Genomic DNA, 15288 nt, shown 5'->3' with positions numbered 1-15288 from the left:
CCCCTGACAACCCCCGGCGCCCGGCGAAAAAAATGCCCTTCGGGTCCCCTCCGTGCTCCCGGCTCTCTTAACGGGACCGGGCGCGATGTAACGTCCCTGTAAGGCGCATCCTCGCCCCGCATCCCTGCGGGGCGTCCCTGAGAGCCGGAATCCTGTCGGCATTTTTGAGCCGGGGAGTGTTGCCGTCTTTCATCTTCTACCCAGATGAATCAGGAAAGGTATTGCCGGTGTCATTTGAAAAAAACAGCGTGAAGCAAACAGGCGAGGAGAACCCCGCCTGGTCTGCTACATCAAGATGAACGCTAAGACGGGATTAGAAGGTATCCCATTCGTCATGCACTTCCGTCTTCTCCTCTTTGGCTGGTTGACGGGCAGGCTTCGCCGGTGTTTCGACGTGGGCGATTTTCGGTTCAGGGCGCACGATTTTATGGCGTACCGGCTCCTGGTGCTCACGGATCTGGAAAATCGACACGCTGCTTTTCAGGGCATTAGCCTGAGAAGACATGGTGGTGGAGACGGATGCCACCTCTTCAACCAGCGAGGCGTTCTGCTGGGTGACCAGGTCCATTTCATTAATCGCCTGGGCAATCTGATCGATACCGGTGCTCTGTTCATCGGTGGCTGAGGTGATCTCATTCATGATGTCGCTCACCTGGGCAACAGAAGTCACAATGCCCTGGATAGTTTCACCGGCTTTTTCAACCAGCTTTGCGCCGTCGTTAACGCTTTCTACCGAGTGAGAAATCAGGCCGCTGATCTCTTTGGCGGCGTCGGAGCTGCGCTTCGCCAGGTTACGCACTTCGCTGGCCACCACTGCAAAGCCGCGACCCTGTTCGCCTGCCCGGGCCGCTTCCACGGCGGCGTTAAGCGCCAGAATGTTGGTCTGGTTGGCGATGCTGTCGATGACCGAGTTGATGTCGGCAATCCGACGCGAGCTTTCGGTAATCTGATCCATGGTCTGGATGACATTGGTCATCACTTCGCCGCCCTTACGGGCCACATCGCTGGCGTGCACGGTAAGCTGGCTGGCGTGACGGGCGTTGTCGGCGTTCTGCTTCACGGTAATACGCAGCTCTTCCATGCTGGCTGCGGTTTCCTGTAGCGCTGCGGCCTGTTGTTCGGTACGGGAAGAGAGATCGTTGTTGCCCACCTCGATTCGGCCGGCGCTGGTGGTAATGTTTGCTGATCCCCCCTGAATCTTGCTGACCATATCAACCAGTGAGGTCTGCATATTTTTCAGTGCCAGCAGCATTTCGCCAATCTCGTTACGCGGGCCGGGGTCGAAGTTGTGATACAGCTCGCCATGACCGATAGATTCCAGCGTATTTGCAGTCAAGCTCAGGCGCTGGAACAGGTTCTTGCGCAGCCAGAAGCTGGCGAAGACGGAGATGAAGACGGTGACAATAATAAAGACGATGGCGGTCCAGATCGCTTTGGTACGATCTCCAGCGGCATCTGTTTGGGCATGGAGGCTGACGGCTTTGTTTTGTTGCATATAGCGATCGATGGCCGTGCTGAGCTTGCGTTCATATTCGCCGTTGTCGAAACCGGTATTGTTGTAGTTTTCCAACTGCTGGATATTTCCGTCATAGCGGGCGACGAGCGCGTTAAAGGCTTTGACGATCTCTTCAGCGCTCATGCGGGTCTCTGCGCTGGAACGTTCCAGACCCTGGAAAATACGGGCGTGTTCTTTTGCCCGGGCAATGGACTCCTGAATTTCACGATGTTTTCTGTCGATGGTTTCATGGGACATATTGGGGTCGTTGTGAACGTAGTTCAGGTCGCCGCGAACGCTATAGAGCGCATCCACCAGACGGGATATTTCCCGGGAGTTTCTGTCGGCAAGGCTAAATAGGGCAAAAGAGTCGCGGGTTTTATTGGCGTTAATAATCACCATCGCGTTGGTAATAAAGGTGATAACGCAAAATATGACCAGCGCACCTTTCAGGTACGTGGATAACTTCAGGGTTTTCATTTCTCTCTTCCTGGTGGAGACTGACGCTAGTGTTATCGGTAAATTTGGCGGAACCTTGCGTTATTTAACCAGGCGTTGAGTATCGCAGAGTGTAAAGAAACGTCAGTCATGTTGAGAGGGCTCTGACGTTTTCTTACATAGAAAGATTATTCGGCGGATTGCAGGCGGGCGCGCAGGCGCTTAATGACCTGGCTGTGAAGCTGACTGACCCGGGGTTCGCCTACCCCCAACACGGCGCCAATCTCTTTCATATTCAGCTCCTGCTGATAGTAGAGATTGAGCAGAAGCTGTTCTCTTTCAGGAAGTCTTTGAATTTCTTCGATAACTCGCTGGCGAAGGCTGCTGGAAAGAAGCTGCTGGAGTGGATTCTGGCGTGCGTGCTGTTCATCGGGCAGTTCCATGCTGCCCCCTTGTTCTTCCTGAAGTTCGTCCAGGGAGAAGAGCTGGCTGGTATTGGTATCCATCAGAATTTGCTGGTAAGTTTCAAGATCCACCCCCAGCTCTTCGGCGACTTCGGGCTCCGAAGCGGTGCGGCCCAGCCGTTGTTCAACCCGGTGAATAGCGGCGGAAACGTCGCGGGCATTGCTACGTACCCGGCGCGGAACCCAGTCGCGTTCGCGCAGTTCATCCATCATCGCCCAGCGTACCCGCTGAGTGACCCAGGTGCGTAGCTGGGTTCCCTGCTGGGGATCGTAACCGTCGATGGCGCTAAGCAGCCCGATCATGCCGGCCTGAATTAAGTCATCCAGTTCGACGCTTGCGGGCAGGCGCACCTGCAGGCGCAGCGCCTCGTGGCGTACCAGTGGCGCGTACTCCGTCCAGAGCGCGTTTTTATCTGTTACCGTGCCTGCCGCAGTATATAAGTTGTTCACCATCACGCTTATCCGACAATCTAAAACCCGCGTTTATTATCGTTGGTTAATGTGGAATCAATGGCCGGAATAAACCCGTGAAACACCCCCTTATTGCGGGTATAAAAAACCCTCGCCGCAGAGCGGCGAGGGTTGTTTTCTGTCGGTGGCTTGCGAATTAACGCAGCAGAGACAGGACGTTCTGCGGAACCTGGTTGGCCTGAGCCAGAACCGTGGTGCCCGCCTGCTGCAGGATCTGCGCGCGGCTCATGTTAGACACTTCGGTCGCGTAGTCAGCGTCCAGGATACGAGAGCGGGAAGCAGACAGGTTGTTAACCGTGCTGTCCAGGTTGTTGATAACAGAGTCAAAACGGTTCTGTACCGCACCCAGACCGGAGCGCAGATCGTCAACCTGAGCAATAGCGGCATCGATGTCAGCCAGCGGGGAAGAGGCAGCATCGATTTTTGCGATGGTAGTCGTATCCGTCATCGCGGCTGAGTCCAGCTCGCTCGGATCGCCTGCGTTAGTGCCCGCTTTTGCTGTCAGTGTAAAGTAGGTCTTGGCGCCATCAGCCGCTTCTTTAATACCATAGACAACGTCGTCGCCACTGTCATTTTTCATGGATACCACGCCGCCATTGTAGGTGGTCATATCCGTAGCAGTCAGCTTATAAGACTCACTACCTGTAGTGATGCTAGAACCTTCTTTCAGCTTGGTGGCAACGTTGTTTACGTTAAAGCCATCCATACCCAGGGTGGTGGCATCCATCTTGTTCAGGTTGATTTCGATGGTCTGGCCATCGTTAGAACCTACCTGAATGCTCAGAGTCTGATCTTTGCTCAGTACCTTCACGCCGTTGAACTCGGTCTGCTCGGAGATACGGTTAATTTCAGACAGACGCTGGTCGATTTCGTCCTGGATGGACTTACGGTCAGAGCCGGAGTTGGTGGCGTTCTGCGCCTGTACGGTCAGACGGCGGATGTTCTGCAGGTTGTCGTTGATTTCGTTCAGCGCGCCTTCGGTGGTCTGAGCGATGGAGATACCGTCGTTGGCATTACGGGAAGCCTGGGACAGGCCGTTGATGTTGGCGGTGAAGCGGTTAGAGATTGCCTGACCAGCGGCATCGTCCTTGGCGCTGTTGATACGCAGACCGGAAGACAGACGCTCGATCGCGGTACCCAGCGCACCCTGTGAGCGGTTCATGTTGTTCTGAGCGGTCAGAGACAGAGTATTAGTATTGATAACCTGTGCCATGATTCATTCCTTTTTTGCTTGCTGTGCTGTTACAGCCGTTCAGTGTCGTTTGCGGTTTCCCGCTTGCACTACAGTTATCGGTGAGGTTTTTTTTTACTTTAAAGAAATTTTTCAGTTAGTGAAAAAACAAATCAACTATTTGATTTTTAGCTATTTTGTTTTTCTCATTTAGCTTTCCGGTCTCTGAGTTGCCGGATTGTCAGGCGTTTTTTCCTTCTTTATTTATCTGTCTGTTTTACCGTTCCTGGAGCGTGCGAAGAAAAATCTTAAGCCGAAATATAGCGACGGTTTTACCGCCTTCTCTCGCCATTGACCCTGGCGAAAAGGATTAAACTTTTGCTCGCGACAGGCCGATAGGTATGGCTGAAGAACAGAAGATTTCTACAGCACAGGAAAAGGGCAAAACGTTATGGCAACCATTAGTGGACTTGGAGTTGGTACGGGGGGATTAGATACTGCCGCCCTGTTGACTCAGATCGCTGCGGCGGAGCAGACGCGCTTAACGCCTTATACCAATCGGCAAAGCAGCTTCCAGGCCAAAATTTCCGCCTGGGGGCAGATTACAGACGCAATGAAAACGCTGCAGACCACCACGAAGCAGTTGAGCGGCGATGCGTTTAATACTCAGAAACTGAGCTCCAACGAAGCCTTTACCGCTACCGCCAGCGCTGGCGCGCTGTCCGGCACCCATAAGGTGGTGGTGACTCAACTGGCGTCCTCCCACTCGCTGGCGACGGATGGCAGCAAGGTCAGCGATGCCGACGAACGCCTGGGTACTAACGGCAGCGGTAATCGCACTCTGGTGATTGCCCATAAAAATGGCGAAGAGATGCGGATCGACCTGGCGGACGATGAAACTTCCCTTAACCAGATCGCCAAAAAGATTAACCAGGCCGAAGGGGACGTTAAAGCCAGCGTGGTGCGTAGCGATGAGGGCTACCAGCTGATCCTGACCTCGAAAACCTCCGGCGAAGAGGGGCAGATGAGCGTTCGGGTTGAGGGGGACGATAAGCTGGGTGAAGTGCTGAGTTACGATCCAGCGCTTGGCAAAAACAATAATATGAGCGAAGTCGGGGAAGCCCGCGACGCCAGGCTGGAAGTGAACGGCATTAAGTATACCCGCCCGAGCAATAACATTACCGATATTATCGATAATGTGACCCTGACGCTGAATAAAGTTTCCAAGGATGGTGATGGCGAGCAGTTGATTCTGACCAAAGATACCAGCGTTGCCAAAACCGCCATCCAGGACTTCGTTAAGAACTACAATGCGCTACTGACCCAGACCTCCAGCGCCAGTAAATGGGTCGCGAACGATGCTTCCGGCCTGCAGGATGGTGAAGTTGCCACCCCAAATAGCCAGAACGGCGCCCTGATGGGCGATTCGACGCTGCGCGGTATGGTGGATGAGATTCGCGGTATATCCAACGGCATCTATGGCGATTCGGATGCCGATATTCGGGCGCTGGCGGATCTGGGTATCAAGATCGATGCTGCTACCGGCCAGATGACGCTGGATGAAACCAAGCTGGATAAAGCCCTGGCGGACAACCCCGACCAGGTAGAGAAGATGTTTGCGGGTACCAGCAGTAATCCCGGGCTGGCCGTGCAGCTGGGCGAGGTGATCACTACCTACGCCGGGGATGAAGAGAAAAAAATCGAAGGCACCATCAAGCAGACCAAAGATGGTCTTGATGAGCAGCTCAAACTGGTGAAAACGCAGATTGATAAGACCCAGAAACTGATTGATGCTCAGGTTGAACGCTACCGCACTCAGTTCCAGAACCTGGACTCCGTTATGACGCAGTTAACCGGAACCAGTAATTCAATTACCGCGATGCTGATGCAGTACTCATGATGATAGTAACAAGCAGTAACGGCGCCGCGTGGCGCCTTACTCAGGGAAGGAGATGAAATATGTACGGTAGCCAGGGCGTTAAAGCCTATGCACAGGTCGATCTGCAGAGTCGGGTTCAGTCTGCCAGCCCGCATCAGCTGATTTCGATGCTGTTTGATGGCGCCCACAACGCGCTGGTTCGCGCCCGTATCCTGATGGAAAAGGGCGATGTATCGGCCCGGGGAGCGGCGATAACTAAAGCCATTAACATCATTGATAACGGGCTGCGTGCGTCACTCGATCATGAGAAAGGGGGCGAAATATCGCTCGATCTGGAGCAGCTTTATGATTACATGACGCGGACGCTGATGCGGGCCAACCTGGATAACAATATTGATACTTTACAACACGTCGATGAGCTCTTAATGAGTATTTCGGACGCGTGGAAACAAATAGCGCCGAACTAAAGGTTGAAACTGAATGGCTAATTCTGCACCTATGGCTAATATGGCCCTTTCTGCTCAGAAATATCAGCTTGCCCTACAGTTAAGTGATGACATGCTGACTAAGGCAAAGCAGGGTAACTGGGATGACTTTATTGAACTAAACACCCACTACATCTCTGCCGTGCAAAATCTGCTGGGGGAAAAAGGAGGGCTGGCGTTTGATGATGAAGAGCAGGCTTTCAGCTCGCTGACTTGCTTGTTGAATAACGAGAAAGAGATTCGTCAGCTGTTGCAGGCGCGTCTGGATGCGCTGAGCGGTAAGATTGATAATATTCGCCAGAACCAGAAGTGCAGTAACGCCTATTCCAGCCAGATGTTTTCTCCGTACCGTTAACCCTTTCTCCACATCGGGAGGCCCGTTATTAACGTGAGTCGTTGAAGCCGCACCTGTCAGGGGGCGGCTTCTGTATTATGCCGTCAGGATTCCTGCCAGCCCAGAATGGTCTTCACCACGGCCTGGGTTACTTCACGAGTGGTGGCCTTACCGCCGACATCGGGCGTCATAATCCCAGCCGCACAGACCTGTTCCACCGCCGCCATTAACACGGTTGCCGCTTCCTGTTCGCCTAAATGTTCCAGCATCTGAGCCGCTGTCCAGAAACTGGCGACCGGATTGGCGATGCCTTTGCCGGTAATATCAAAGGCTGAGCCGTGGATAGGTTCGAACATGGAAGGGAACCGGCGTTCAGGGTCGATATTCGCCGTTGGCGCGACCCCCAGGCTTCCGGCCAGCGCCCCCGCAAGGTCGGAGAGGATATCGGCGTGCAGGTTGGTCGCCACAATGGTATCCAGAGATTCCGGGTGCAGCGTCATACGTACCGTCATGGCGTCCACCAGCATTTTATCCCAACTGACGTCCGGAAAATCCTGCGCGACTTCAGCCGCGATTTCGTCCCACATCACCATGCCGTGGCGCTGCGCGTTAGACTTGGTGACCACGGTCAGCAGCTTGCGGGGGCGCGACTGCGCAAGCTGAAAGGCGTAGCGCATAATGCGGGTAACGCCGGTGCGGGTGAAAATCGCGACTTCGGTACCCACCTCTTCCGGCAGTCCTTTATGGGCCCGGCCGCCGTGGCCGGAGTATTCTCCCTCAGAATTCTCGCGCACAATAACCCAGTCCAGCATGCCTGGGACGGCTTTGCGCAGCGGTGACTGAATACCGGGCAGGATACGGGTTGGCCGCACGTTAGCGTACTGGTCGAAACCCTGGCAGATCGGCAAACGTAAGCCCCAGAGCGTGGTATGGTCCGGGACATCCGGCGCTCCTACGGCACCAAAATAGATAGCGTCAAAATCTTTCAACTGCGCCAGCCCGTCTTCCGGCATCATTACGCCATGCGCTTTGTAATAATCTGAACCCCATTCGAAGGTCTGCACGCTGAATTCAATATTGCCCTGGCGCTGAGCCAGCGCCTGCAAAACGTCAATGCCTGCGGAAATCACTTCCGGGCCGATACCGTCAGCAGGAATAGCGGCTATAGCATATTTCTTCATGATATTTCCTTAATAATTAATGTATTTTGGGGTGTGTGATAGCGCTGTCCCGCGAGGTTGGTTTCCTGTGCGACATGGATGACAGAGCAAATACGGTTAAAGAGGAGAGCACCAGCAGCCCGGCGACAAACCAGAGTCCCCAACTGAAACTGCCGGTGTGTTGCTTAATCAGGCCAATCATAAACGGACCAATAAACCCGCCAAGATTGCCGATGGAGTTGATGGTGGCGATGCCTGCGGCTGCAGCCGGGCCGGAAAGGAACAGCGTCGGCATGCTCCATAAGGGCGGTTTCGAGGCGCTGATACCGCAGTTGACCAGCGTCAGCGCCAGGATCACTGTCACCACAGTCCCTGCCGTACCGGCAAACAACAAACCGCAAGCGGCCAGCAGGCAGGCGGCAATCACATGCCACGAGCGTTCGTTGGTTTTATCCGAATGACGCGCCCACAGCACCATGGCCAGCACGGAAACAACGGCGGGAATGGCGTTAAGCAGGCCAATAGTCATGGAAGAGAGGCCCAGTGTTTTAATGATCTGCGGCGACCAGATTCCCAGGGTGTAGAGCCCGGCAGAGGTGCCGAAATAGACCAGCGCCAGCGCGAGTACTCGTTTATCAAGCAGCCCACTCCAGATGCTGTGTTGAGCCGAAGCTGGTTTGCGGGCCTGCTCCGCCGCAAGAGTTGAGATGAGCCATGCACGTTCATCTTCTTTCAGCCAGCGGGCTTTTTCAGGTCGATCGGTCAGCCAGAACAGCACGACTATGCCCAGTATGATTGCGGGAATGGCTTCCAGAACAAACATCCACTGCCAGCCCGCGAACCCCAGAAAACCGTGCATTTCCAGCAGCGCTGCCGAAATGGGGGAGCCCAGGGCGGTAGAGATTGGCGCCGCCGCCATAAAAATGGCGGTCACCTGGGCACGTTTTTGTGCGGGAAACCAGTAACTTAAATAGAGAATAATGCCCGGGAAAAAACCAGCTTCCGCCACGCCCAGCAGGAAGCGCAGGGTATAAAAACTGGTGGTGCCCTGAACGAAGGCCATGGCGCCTGAAACCAGCCCCCAGGTAATCATGACCCGGGCTATCCAGATGCGGGCTCCGACTTTATGCAGAATAAGGTTAGAGGGAACTTCGAACAGGAAATAACCCAGAAAAAAGATCCCCGCGCCCAGACCAAATACGGTAGGTGAAAAGCCCAGATCCTCATTCATGGTCAGCGCCGCAAAACCAATATTGACACGATCGAGAAAAGCGATGAAATACAAAATCATGATGAAGGGCACGATGCGTAAGGTTATTTTTCGCATCACCCTTTTTTCGAGTTCGCAGGTCATGTGAGGTTATCCTCTGTCATTATTTTGTAGGGTAAGCAGCAGGCTGCTCATTCCAGTATGCAGAGTTTTGTTGCATGATCATGCGCATGGGTTTATACAAAAAAATCATATAATCGCGTTGGGAGCTATTATGGACCTTCATCAGTTGCGCTGTTTTCTTACTGTCGCACAGACGCTGCATTTTGGTCAGGCCGCGCAACGTATGGATATGCTACCTTCCGCGCTGGGAAGGCATATTCGCCTGTTAGAAGAGTCACTTGGGACCCGATTATTTACCCGTTCTACCCGGCGGGTGGCGTTGACGGATAGTGGTCTTTTGTTGCGTGAAGAGGCCAGAAAGCTACTGGCTCATGCGGATGCATTAATGTTGCAGTTTCGTCAAAAGTCACATCATTCATATCCGCTTTTACGGGTGGGGGCTATCGATAGTGCGGCCATTGGTTTATTGCCTCAGTTAATCCAGCTCTTTAAAATAAAATATCCGGAGGTTGAGGTTCAGATATATGAAGATAAAACAGTGAACCTGCTCCCAAAAATTTTAAATGGCCGACTGGACATTGCCTTTATCAGACCCCCCGAAATGATGTCTGCGGAAATCGCTCACCACTTTCTTTGTTTTGAACCGGGGCTGGTGGCAGTGCCACAGCATCATTCTCTGGCTGCTCAGGGGAGTATTGAGATTCGCCAGCTGGAAAATATGCCGATGATTGTGCCGGAGCGGCGCTCACGACCTCATAGCCATGATATGACCATGAACCTGTTCCATGAGGCAGGGATTGAGGCATCAATTTCACAGGTTGCTAATGAGAAGCAAACCATCATTAATCTGGTGGCGGCGGGAATGGGGCTGGCGATAGTGCCGTTATGGATAAGCCGTTTTGCGGTGAATGGCGTGAAGTTTCTGCCCATCGCATCGGCGTCGGCGCTGGCGGGGCTACCGCTATCGGTGGTATGGCTTAAAGACAGAGAAGATGATATCCGGCAAAGCATGCTACAGGTGATTGAAGATCATGCGGAGCTTTATGGCGACATTAGCCAGTAATGGCATGATGCAATGGCTTCCATGCAACGGTCAGGAGAGTAGCTGATATCTGACGATTAACGCTTTTTGCCCTCTTTGAGTTGCTCTGCTTTCGATTGCATAATGTTGAAAATCGGACGATATTCCGCTTTGGCTAATCGTTTATCGGTGATGAATTTTCTGATGGCGGCGCCGCCGCTGTCGATGCATAAGCATGGCCTTTCGCAGCAGGTGTCGAACCTGGGGATTCAGTGGCACGTGATTGCCATGTACGGGCCCGCTTTTTTCACGGGCAGGTTGATTAACCGCTTTAGCGCTAACCGGGTGGGCATCGCTGGTCTGGTGATTACCGGGCTGTCGATCGCGGTAGGGCTGGCGGGGACCGAGTAGCACACTACTGGCTGTCGTTGATCTTGTTGGGTCTTGGCTGGAATCTGGGATTCACGGGCGCATCGGCCAGCATTATCGACTATCACCGCCCGGAAGAGAAAACGCGGGTCCAGTCGCTGAATGACTTTATTGTGTTCGGCGTGATGATGGTGGGGTCGTTTTCTTCGGGAGCGTTACTGAATCAGTTTGGCTGGAATGCTGTACTGTGGGGCGCGCTGGCGCCTGTTGTGCTCGCGCTTATCGCCCTGGCGAGCCGGGAAGGGGGGGATTGGCGAACATCATAAATATATTCTGGTTAAGGTTGTTTTTCGCGACAGTTAAGTATCTCTTCGCTTTTATCGCTGGCTAGTGGCGTTGACGAACCGGGCAGTCGGTTGGTGTTCAGAGATGACCAGGGTTTGGTTAACTTCAGGAAGGTTCGGGAGGAGCAAATTGGCGGAAGATCACAGGAGTCGAACCTGCCCGGGACCGCTGGCGGCCCCAACTGGATTTGAAGTCCAGCCGCCTCACCGGAGACGACGATCTTCCGCGCCTGCATTGCTACATGGAGGCGAGCGCATTATAGCGCCTTTCTTTCGCTAACCACTAGCCCTGGCAGGGTTTTTGCTCATTTTTACGCCGTCAGGGGCTTATTTTGCTTTTCAGGTATCGTTAAGAGCGGTAAGTCCTGATTTGCAGCAAAGAGGTTATCACTGTCCGTAATTTTTTTTTACCTCTATCATAAATGTTATTTCTGCAATTTATGTTTTCCTCGTAAATACATTGAATAAAGTTTTCTGGATTATTAATAATATGTTTTCAGTCTACTGTGCTTTTTTTTGAGTGCTGTGAATCATATCGGATGAATATTTTTAGAGTGCAGAATATTTGTTTTTATCGGCAGTTATCACTTTCCCGGTTTCAGAGAACGAATTCTCTGTTTCTCGGGGGTAGGTTCTGTTGTATCTCCTGTTATATCAATCAGCTCCCGCCGATTGCATTTTTTCGATATTAACTTGTGTGATATATAAAATTTAGGGTGGAGAAGTTGTGTATGTAAAATGTTTATTTGTGTTTATTATATCTTAGCTTAATGATTTTTATTGCGGGATGGATCGCATGGATTGGTAATAAATTGCTCTTAGTTTTATTTTTTGTGAATAAATGGTTCGGTTGGATATATATCTGTTTTCGCCGCGGGTTTGATATGGGCCACAGCGGCGAAGAGGACAGATATATCCGTCGGCTTATAAGGCGTGGAGCCGGTGATGGTGTCGCAGAGATGGCGAACGAACGACACCGGTTTTCCCATCTGGCTAAGGCGCGATTCGATGATTGTCGCGCCTTTTTTATCATGGAGACGGTTACATGGACGTCGAGGTCGCTATTCCATACATCTTTTTGGGGCTCTTCGGGCTTTGCCTTGGGAGTTTTATTAATGTCGTTATTTGGCGGATTCCTGCCATGGAAACCAGGGGAAGCAGCCATGGTTTTAATCTTCTGGTGCCCGGCTCTCACTGTACTCACTGCCGCCATAAACTGAGTCTCTGGCACAACATACCGGTGATTAGTTGGCTGATGTTGCGCGGGCGCTGCGCCTTTTGCCGCCAGGCGATTGGGTGGCGCTATCCGGCCATTGAGTTGCTGTTTATGGCGCTGACGCTACTGTGCTGGCGTTATGCTACCGAACCGCTGTGCATGGCCTTCTGGCTGTTCTTTTGTGGGAGCATACTGGCGCTGGCCGTTATCGACTTCCAGCATATGCTGTTGCCCGATATGTTGACGCTGCCGCTACTGTGGGGCGGTTTATTATTCCATCTGTTGTTACCTGATGACTCGCCGGTCAATCTTGAAGAGGCGGTGCTGGGGGCCGCTGGCGGCTATCTTTTCCTCTGGATAATCTACTGGCTGTATTGGTCTGTCCGGCGGCGCGAGGGGCTGGGATATGGTGATTTTAAGCTGCTGGCGGCGCTGGGCGCCTGGCTGGGGTGGCGGGCGATACCTGAGGTGCTGTTGGTCGCTTCCCTGATGGCGCTGGCGCTGGTGGTACTGGCAAAGCTATTTTCCGGGAAAGCGCTGGGTGAAGCGGTGCCATTTGGTCCCTGGCTGGCACTGGCCGGGTGGGGCGTCTGGCTGATGGGATAATGATATCTGGCGCGGCTTTCGCCACGCCAGAAAGGCGCTATTCCCCTTCGCCGGGGAACAGGAATGGATTGATGCTGCTGCGGGCGAAGCCTTCCTGCTCCATGCGCGCATCCAGCACCAGCGAGGCCAGATCGTCGGCCACGGCTTCGACCTTCGGTTCTTTCTCCTGGTAGAGAATCTTCAGGTAGGTGCCGCAGTCGCCGCAGCTTTCTGCTTTGATGGCCGACTCTTCGCTTTCCAGCGACCAGTAGTGCAGGTCGCGGGTCTGCTCGCAGTTGCTACACTTCACGCGCACCACGTGCCATTCGGTTTCGCACAGGTTGCAGTGCAGATAGCGCAGGCCGTTGGTGGTGCCGATGTGCACCATGCTGGAAACCGGCATACTGCCGCACACCGGGCAGAACTGGCGATGTTCGCCGTATTCAGCGCGCGCTTTGCCCGGAATCAGGCTGGCCATCTGCGCCCAGTAGAGCGACAGCGCGGCCCAGATAAACGGCGCTTTGTCGCTGCTGACGGCGCTGAAATCGCTGCTGAACAGCGCGCTGGCCATCTCTTCCAGCTCCTGTTCAGAGGCTTTTTCCAGATTTTCGATGACCGCCAGCGCCGGGCCGCTCATTTCCGGCTTCAGTTCGGCGATCAGCGAATGCAGCAGACGCTGCCAGTGTTTGTCGCGGGGCAGAACGTGAATGTCCAGCGGTGGCTTGCCCTGTTCGGCTGCTTCACGAATGCGCGCGGCCAGATCCATCTCCAGTGGGTGGTCATACAGCACCACTTCCTGGGCATGGGCGATGAGGGCGGCAAAGTGCAGGTAGTCGCCCAGCGGATTGCTTTCCGCCAGTTCACGCAGGCGCTCGGCGCGGCGGTTATAAAGATTTTTCAGTCTGGGGAACAATAACGGCGGAATCACTTCCGCCGCACGTTTATCGCTCTTCTCCAGCTGATCTTGCGGGATAATGCGAATACTCATTCAGTCGATTTTTCCTGTTTCTGGCGCAGTTCCCGGTACCAGCGTGGATGATGTTTCTTCGCCCAGCTTTTGGTAACCCAGCCCTCCACCATGGCGGTAATGGTGCCTTTAACCCAAAGGGCGGCGTAGATATGCACCATAATAACCACAATTAACCCCACTGCGGCAAATGAATGCAGCATCAGGCCAAAGCGGATCACAGGAATCGGGAACGCGGGCGCAAACCAGGGGCGCCAGATAATCACGCCGCTGACCAGCAACAGTATCAAAAGCAGGATAGCCGACCAGAAAACGAACTTCTGGCCGAGGTTGTAGCGCCCGACGTCGCCGACCTCCTCATTGGCGATAATCTTACGAATATTCTTCGCCCAAAAGATATCCTCCTTGTTGATTAGGTTGTGGTGCCAGTAGCGGAAAAACATGATGATGAAGGAAGCAAACATCACCACGCCCACGAAGGGGTGCAGTATCCGCGCCAGCTGGGGCGTGCCCAGAACGTACATCAGCCAGTTAAAGGAGGGGAAGAAGAACCCCAGCCCGCTGATGGCCGCCAGCATAAAGCAGAAGGCGGTTATCCAGTGGTTGATTCGCTCCGGCGCCGTGTAGCGCACGATGGTGTCACGTTTTTTCATTTGCGCACCTCATCGCTTTTTGTGTCCGTATCATCGTCGTCGTCATCGTCCACGCGGTTGGGACCCATGCCCACGTAATGGAAAATGCTGGCGGCGAAGGTGGCCGCAAAGCCGATGGCGGCCAGCGGTTTCCAGATTCCCTTCCAGAACTTCACGGTTTCGCTGATTTCCGGGTTTTCCGGCAGGCCGTGATACAGATTCGGCTTGTCGGCGTGGTGCAGCACGTACATCACGTGCGTGCCGCCAACGCCCTGAGGATCGTAGAGGCCGGCATTCTGGTAGCCGCGGGTTTTCAGCTCTTCCACCCGCCCGTTTGCCACGTTCTTCATATCCTCTTTGCTGCCAAAGTGGATAGCCCCGGTGGGGCAGGTCTTCACGCAGGCGGGCTCCTGACCCACATTGACGCGATCCACGCACAGTGTGCACTTGTAGACCCGGTTATCGTCCGCGTTCATACGCGGCACATCGAACGGACAACCAGCAATACAGTAGCCGCAGCCAATGCAGTGCTCGGACTGAAAATCCACAATGCCGTTGGCATACTGAATGATAGCCCCTTCCGCCGGACAGGCCTTCAGGCAGCCCGGATCGGCGCAGTGCATGCAGCCGTCCTTGCGGATCAGCCACTCCAGCTTGCCGTTCTCTTCCACTTCCGAAAAACGCATGACCGTCCAGGATTTCGCGGTGAGATCAGCCGGGTTGTCATACACCCCCACGTTGTGGCCAATTTCGTCGCGGATGTCGTTCCACTCTGAACAGGCCACCTGACAGGCCTTGCAGCCAATGCAGGTGGTGACGTCAATAAGCTTCGCCACGGGCTCCTGGTGATTTCTCGCCTGCGGGGCAGGCGTGAAACCGTTGGTGGCGGAGCGGCGAATAATGTCTTGTGATTGATAAGCCATA

13 protein-coding genes, 1 tRNA gene and 1 pseudogene are annotated in these 15288 nt (G+C 53.8%); 6 read left to right on the top strand and 9 right to left on the bottom strand.

The features are described from left to right. Window positions 1-313: 313 nt before the first annotated feature. The 3 genes from FEM41_RS04755 to FEM41_RS04745 form a co-directional block, all read right to left on the bottom strand. Window positions 314-1975, bottom strand: coding sequence for a methyl-accepting chemotaxis protein (locus tag FEM41_RS04755; RefSeq protein ID WP_138094897.1), 1662 nt, complete (start codon window positions 1973-1975; stop codon window positions 314-316). A 146-nt stretch (window positions 1976-2121) separates the two neighbouring features. After that, window positions 2122-2847, bottom strand: a complete 726-nt coding sequence (locus FEM41_RS04750; protein WP_138099111.1) for an RNA polymerase sigma factor FliA — start codon at window positions 2845-2847, stop codon at window positions 2122-2124. A gap of 157 nt (window positions 2848-3004) precedes the next feature. Next, window positions 3005-4081: a FliC/FljB family flagellin gene (locus tag FEM41_RS04745; RefSeq protein WP_138094896.1), complete on the bottom strand. Its 1077-nt coding sequence runs from the start codon at window positions 4079-4081 to the stop codon at window positions 3005-3007. 409 nt (window positions 4082-4490) lie between these two features. On the opposite strand from FEM41_RS04745, the gene fliD reads away from it, so the two are divergent. The 3 genes from fliD to FEM41_RS04730 are packed head-to-tail and all read left to right on the top strand — an operon-like array spanning window position 4491 to window position 6758. Further along, complete coding sequence (gene fliD, locus FEM41_RS04740; RefSeq protein WP_138094895.1) at window positions 4491-5939, top strand: flagellar filament capping protein FliD; 1449 nt, start codon at window positions 4491-4493, stop codon at window positions 5937-5939. A 59-nt stretch (window positions 5940-5998) separates the two neighbouring features. Beyond that, a complete protein-coding gene (gene fliS / locus FEM41_RS04735) occupies window positions 5999-6385 on the top strand; it encodes a flagellar export chaperone FliS (RefSeq protein WP_138094894.1) in 387 nt (128 codons plus the stop codon). A gap of 13 nt (window positions 6386-6398) precedes the next feature. Continuing rightward, window positions 6399-6758, top strand: a complete 360-nt coding sequence (locus FEM41_RS04730) for a flagellar protein FliT (RefSeq protein WP_138094893.1) — start codon at window positions 6399-6401, stop codon at window positions 6756-6758. A gap of 83 nt (window positions 6759-6841) precedes the next feature. On the opposite strand, the gene FEM41_RS04725 is transcribed toward FEM41_RS04730, so the two are convergent. After that, window positions 6842-7918: a tartrate dehydrogenase gene (locus FEM41_RS04725; protein ID WP_138094892.1), complete on the bottom strand. Its 1077-nt coding sequence runs from the start codon at window positions 7916-7918 to the stop codon at window positions 6842-6844. Window positions 7919-7934: 16 nt separating this feature from the next. Then, entirely contained in the window at window positions 7935-9251 is a 1317-nt protein-coding gene (locus tag FEM41_RS04720) for an MFS transporter (RefSeq protein ID WP_138094891.1), read from the bottom strand. Between the two features lie 70 nt (window positions 9252-9321). Here FEM41_RS04720 and FEM41_RS04715 point away from each other — a divergent pair, with 70 nt between their 5' ends. Both FEM41_RS04715 and FEM41_RS04710 read left to right on the top strand, forming a co-directional pair. Next, complete coding sequence (locus FEM41_RS04715) at window positions 9322-10293, top strand: LysR family transcriptional regulator (protein WP_241666576.1); 972 nt, start codon at window positions 9322-9324, stop codon at window positions 10291-10293. Between the two features lie 147 nt (window positions 10294-10440). Further along, a pseudogene (locus FEM41_RS04710) lies at window positions 10441-10946 on the top strand (MFS transporter); the annotation flags it as partial. 149 nt (window positions 10947-11095) lie between these two features. On the opposite strand, the gene FEM41_RS04705 reads toward FEM41_RS04710, so the two are convergent. Beyond that, window positions 11096-11190, bottom strand: a tRNA-Sec gene (locus FEM41_RS04705). A 915-nt stretch (window positions 11191-12105) separates the two neighbouring features. Here FEM41_RS04705 and FEM41_RS04700 point away from each other — a divergent pair. Further along, a complete protein-coding gene (locus tag FEM41_RS04700; protein WP_241666574.1) occupies window positions 12106-12786 on the top strand; it encodes a prepilin peptidase in 681 nt (226 codons plus the stop codon). Window positions 12787-12823: 37 nt separating this feature from the next. On the opposite strand, the gene fdhE is transcribed toward FEM41_RS04700, so the two are convergent. From fdhE to fdxH, 3 genes are read right to left on the bottom strand one after another with little or no spacing between them, the layout of a single operon-like run. Beyond that, the gene (gene fdhE, locus FEM41_RS04695; RefSeq protein ID WP_138094889.1) at window positions 12824-13753 is read right to left on the bottom strand and encodes a formate dehydrogenase accessory protein FdhE; all 930 of its coding nucleotides are present in this window, start codon (window positions 13751-13753) and stop codon (window positions 12824-12826) included. Further along, entirely contained in the window at window positions 13750-14385 is a 636-nt protein-coding gene (fdoI, locus tag FEM41_RS04690; RefSeq protein ID WP_138094888.1) for a formate dehydrogenase cytochrome b556 subunit, read from the bottom strand. Before fdoI ends, fdhE begins: the two co-directional genes overlap by 4 nt. Further along, the gene (fdxH, locus tag FEM41_RS04685) at window positions 14382-15287 is read right to left on the bottom strand and encodes a formate dehydrogenase subunit beta (protein WP_138094887.1); all 906 of its coding nucleotides are present in this window, start codon (window positions 15285-15287) and stop codon (window positions 14382-14384) included. The genes fdoI and fdxH overlap by 4 nt, the downstream gene beginning before the upstream one ends. Window position 15288 lies beyond the last annotated feature (1 nt).

It is taken from the genome of Jejubacter calystegiae (assembly GCF_005671395.1).
GTDB lineage: Bacteria > Pseudomonadota > Gammaproteobacteria > Enterobacterales > Enterobacteriaceae > Jejubacter > Jejubacter calystegiae.
This window is presented reverse-complemented; position numbering and strand designations above follow the sequence as displayed.

Coding starts and splice junctions, on each gene's coding strand:
- FEM41_RS04720 (WP_138094891.1), bottom strand. CDS start 9,251: ATGACCTGCGAACTCGAAAAAAGGGTGATGCGAAAAATAACCTTACGC.
- fliD (WP_138094895.1), top strand. CDS start 4,491: ATGGCAACCATTAGTGGACTTGGAGTTGGTACGGGGGGATTAGATACT.
- fdoI (WP_138094888.1), bottom strand. CDS start 14,385: ATGAAAAAACGTGACACCATCGTGCGCTACACGGCGCCGGAGCGAATC.
- fliS (WP_138094894.1), top strand. CDS start 5,999: ATGTACGGTAGCCAGGGCGTTAAAGCCTATGCACAGGTCGATCTGCAG.
- FEM41_RS04755 (WP_138094897.1), bottom strand. CDS start 1,975: ATGAAAACCCTGAAGTTATCCACGTACCTGAAAGGTGCGCTGGTCATA.
- fdhE (WP_138094889.1), bottom strand. CDS start 13,753: ATGAGTATTCGCATTATCCCGCAAGATCAGCTGGAGAAGAGCGATAAA.
- FEM41_RS04725 (WP_138094892.1), bottom strand. CDS start 7,918: ATGAAGAAATATGCTATAGCCGCTATTCCTGCTGACGGTATCGGCCCG.
- FEM41_RS04700 (WP_241666574.1), top strand. CDS start 12,106: ATGGAAACCAGGGGAAGCAGCCATGGTTTTAATCTTCTGGTGCCCGGC.
- FEM41_RS04745 (WP_138094896.1), bottom strand. CDS start 4,081: ATGGCACAGGTTATCAATACTAATACTCTGTCTCTGACCGCTCAGAAC.
- FEM41_RS04730 (WP_138094893.1), top strand. CDS start 6,399: ATGGCTAATTCTGCACCTATGGCTAATATGGCCCTTTCTGCTCAGAAA.
- fdxH (WP_138094887.1), bottom strand. CDS start 15,287: ATGGCTTATCAATCACAAGACATTATTCGCCGCTCCGCCACCAACGGT.